Genomic DNA, 3276 nt, shown 5'->3' with positions numbered 1-3276 from the left:
GCACCAATCATCTACCAGTACAAAGATTGTTGTAATTAACGTTCCTAGGTCTATGCTATTCATGGGGGAAGTCTGATTTGAAAAGCTGGTAACTTTCATCTTCTTACTTCTCCCGCCTTTTTCCTAATTCACATTAGGCGTCATTTATGAATTTACCCAGTAGGACATTGGGAATTGCACCAAATGCGTGGACCGTAAATCAGACTATAGCGGATATTACTCGTCCTCAAAAGACCCCACAACCCGTTATCTTATCAACAGAAACAAAAACTCTGCACCTAGACTTAGCAAAGACCGCCATCCTCACCATCGATATGCAAAACGACTTCTGTCATCCCCACGGGTGGTTAGCTCATATCGGTGTAGATGTAACACCAGCGCGTACACCCATCGAACCCTTAAAGAATTTACTTCCACAACTGCGCGCAGTGGGTGTACCCGTAATTTGGGTCAACTGGGGAAATCGCCCAGACTTACTGAATGTCAGTGCTGCTTTACTTCACGTCTACAACCCAACGGGAGAAGGAATAGGATTAGGCCATCCTCTCCCCAGTAACAGCGCCAAAGTACTCACCGCAGGTAGTTGGGGAGCTGCGGTAGTAGATGAACTCGAACAGCTACCAGTGGATATTCGCGTAGATAAATACCGGATGAGTGGGTTTTGGGATACACCCTTAGATAGTATCCTGCGGAACTTAGGAACAACGACACTATTATTTGGGGGTATCAATGCTGATCAATGCGTAATGACCACCCTATGTGATGCCAACTTCCTAGGATACGACTGCATTTTAGTCAAAGATTGCACAGCAACCACTTCTCCTGAGTATTGTTGGTTAGCAACATTGTACAACATCAAGCAATGTTTCGGTTTTGTCACCGACTCACAAGCAATTTTCAAAGCACTGCCTTCAGTGAATTCTAAGTAGAGAGCATTTGCCATTATCAGTTAAAAAGGGATGAATAAATGCACGCCACTAAATGTGTAATTCCTATCATCAAGTCTCCCAAAGACTATCAAACATATCGCATCAGTCCACAGGATACAAATCGGCTAGGGATTATTTTTGACTCCATCAATGCTAATACTTCCTTAACTTGCTGCGTAGAAATTTTTGATGTCGGTGGGCAAACACCACCAAATCGCCATCAATCGGCAGTGGAAATGTTTTTTGTCCTCAAAGGAGAAGCCATCGCCATATGTGATGGTAAAACTGTCCCCATTAAAGCCGGAGATAGTTTGTTAGTACCACCCACAGGAACTCATATGATTAAAAACACGGGCAATACTCGCTTGTACACCTTAACAGTCATGGTTCCCAATGAAGATTTTTCTGAATTAATTCGCAGTGGTACTCCTGTAGAGTTAGATGCAGAAGACATAGCAGTATTAGGCAGACAAGAAGTGTTGATCCCTTGTTAAAAAAACTGAATCTTGCAGTTTACACCCCAGCCCCTCTCCTCACCAAAGGGAAAGGCTGGGGCCAAGTTCTGTGTTTAATGGGATGTATTAACTTTAGCCACCATACAGGAGGACTTCCAATCATAGCCATTTCCCCAGCCCTCAGCCTTGAGTAGTAACCTAATAGCTTGTGAAGAGCCAAAACTTGTTAGAGTAAACAAAACTGGTTCTTGCGTAGATTTTATGGTAATGGAGGATTGATAACAACAAAACCCTTAAGGGTAAGGTTATAAACAATTATGCCCAATATTTTCAGTGAAATGCCGACACAATAAGACTTTCAATGATTTTGAACTGGGTTCTCCATAAAAAGTACCAAAGAATCACAAAACTTATGTAGTAAGTTAGAACTCCATGCAAAATCATCCCTAGGGTACTTAAAAAAAACCAATTAATCACGTGCATCGTCAATCAAACAAAAAGTATATTCTTCACTATTAGCCTTTGGGCTATTGGTAAGCAGACCGGTTACAAAGCTAGTTGGTGTAATATCCCCTTTCAGGTTAACCCAAAGTTCACCCAACAGAGAATTAGAACATTTTACTTCCACCTTCTCCCCAGCATCAGAGCCAAAATCAGACAAAGCCTCATCAATTTCTTTGATAGCAACTTGTTTACCAATATTACTAGCAATTAGTGCTTGTACTGGCGATTTGTTAAAAGCATCAAGTAGAGCCATTGACTCAACAAAATATTCTTCTGGTGAACCTGGGTAACAAGTACCATGTTTAATCCACTCATGCCGATGCAGATTCGATTGAGTACCCGGCATTACTGCTTGTAGTCGTTCCCAAGTCTCAGGCCCAAGCTCCTTTTCCACAGCAGGTAGTTTTGCCCAAAATTTCTGTTTATCATAAGTAATATCACCCCCACTGACATTACAGTAAACATTGGATTTGGGTTGGGGCCACAGACCGTGTAAAACGAAATGTTTAGCTTCAAATCGCTCTGGATTTGCAGCTAGAATTTGACACTCAGTCTTATCCGGTTTACCCTCGCAGAAAGCAGGTTGCCAACTCAGTGCTAATAAGTAGTCATCTCCTGTAGGGACCGTAACAACAGAAACCCCTACATCAGTTCTGTCCCCACTCGAATCAACAGCACCCACACAATTAGAAGCAACCCAACGCTTTGACGGAATAACACCAGCAATTTCTACAAGGTAGTGGGACGCATTATCTTTATTTTTTCCAGCTATTTGATAAATTTGCCCTGGTGTCAATGTGACATTATCCGGGTTTGTACCTTTTTTGATTGAGCTTAGCGCTTCGCAAGCCCTTGTAGCAGTGAATTGACCTTGATAGGAAACAAAAGCTAGGGCAGGGTTAGGCAACAGTATGGAAGACAATACCAATACCATAACCAAAGCCAGCATTTTTTTGAGCGATCGCAGCATAATATACTCCTGAAAATTTTACTTCCACCCAGCTTTGAGCAGTCCAGCTTTTCCTGATGTAGTCAAGTACTGTATTTGGAAAGTTTGTGGCTCAAATTGGCTTGATTATAAATCAAGCACGCAGATGCTTCTCAGGATTACTACTTAAATTAATATAAAATTAATAACTTAAAAATATTATTAAATTTACTTAATAATATTTTGCTTTGGCAGGTGCTACATAAATAAATCATGGACCTCCAATAACTAGAAGTTTCGCGCCCGGGACTAAGGAGCCTATCTTAATGGAGCAAGAGGACTCACGTTACAGTGGTCAGACTTAACGGGATGATGAATTGCGACCAATATAAAATTGAGAGAAGGGAATCAATTTTTTGGTTGTTCTTGGTTTTCAACCTAATTTTTCAACTTGTTGAAC

The 3276-nt window shown here is 41.3% G+C and carries 3 protein-coding genes; 2 read left to right on the top strand and 1 reads right to left on the bottom strand.

Annotation, left to right across the window (positions count from 1 at the left end; genetic code table 11):
* Positions 1-146 precede the first annotated feature (146 nt).
* Together NWP25_RS11135 and NWP25_RS11130 are read left to right on the top strand one after the other, a co-directional pair.
* Positions 147-929, top strand: coding sequence for a cysteine hydrolase family protein (locus NWP25_RS11135; RefSeq protein ID WP_280652739.1), 783 nt, complete (start codon positions 147-149; stop codon positions 927-929).
* Positions 930-967: 38 nt separating this feature from the next.
* Positions 968-1423, top strand: coding sequence for a cupin domain-containing protein (locus tag NWP25_RS11130; RefSeq protein WP_280652740.1), 456 nt, complete (start codon positions 968-970; stop codon positions 1421-1423).
* A gap of 430 nt (positions 1424-1853) precedes the next feature.
* On the opposite strand, the gene NWP25_RS11125 is transcribed toward NWP25_RS11130, so the two are convergent.
* Positions 1854-2858: a ribonuclease T2 family protein gene (locus NWP25_RS11125; protein WP_280699398.1), complete on the bottom strand. Its 1005-nt coding sequence runs from the start codon at positions 2856-2858 to the stop codon at positions 1854-1856.
* Positions 2859-3276: the final 418 nt, after the last annotated feature.

The organism is Umezakia ovalisporum Ak1311 (genome assembly GCF_029891685.1).
GTDB classification, from domain to species: Bacteria; Cyanobacteriota; Cyanobacteriia; order Cyanobacteriales; family Nostocaceae; genus Umezakia; species Umezakia ovalisporum.
The sequence above is the reverse complement of the archived record's forward strand: the minus strand, read 5'-3'. Positions and strand labels throughout refer to the sequence as shown.

Excerpts from the sequence above, each read along its gene's own strand:
- NWP25_RS11135 (WP_280652739.1), top strand. The coding sequence starts at position 147 with ATGAATTTACCCAGTAGGACATTGGGAATTGCACCAAATGCGTGGACC.
- NWP25_RS11130 (WP_280652740.1), top strand. The coding sequence starts at position 968 with ATGCACGCCACTAAATGTGTAATTCCTATCATCAAGTCTCCCAAAGAC.
- NWP25_RS11125 (WP_280699398.1), bottom strand. The coding sequence starts at position 2,858 with ATGCTGCGATCGCTCAAAAAAATGCTGGCTTTGGTTATGGTATTGGTA.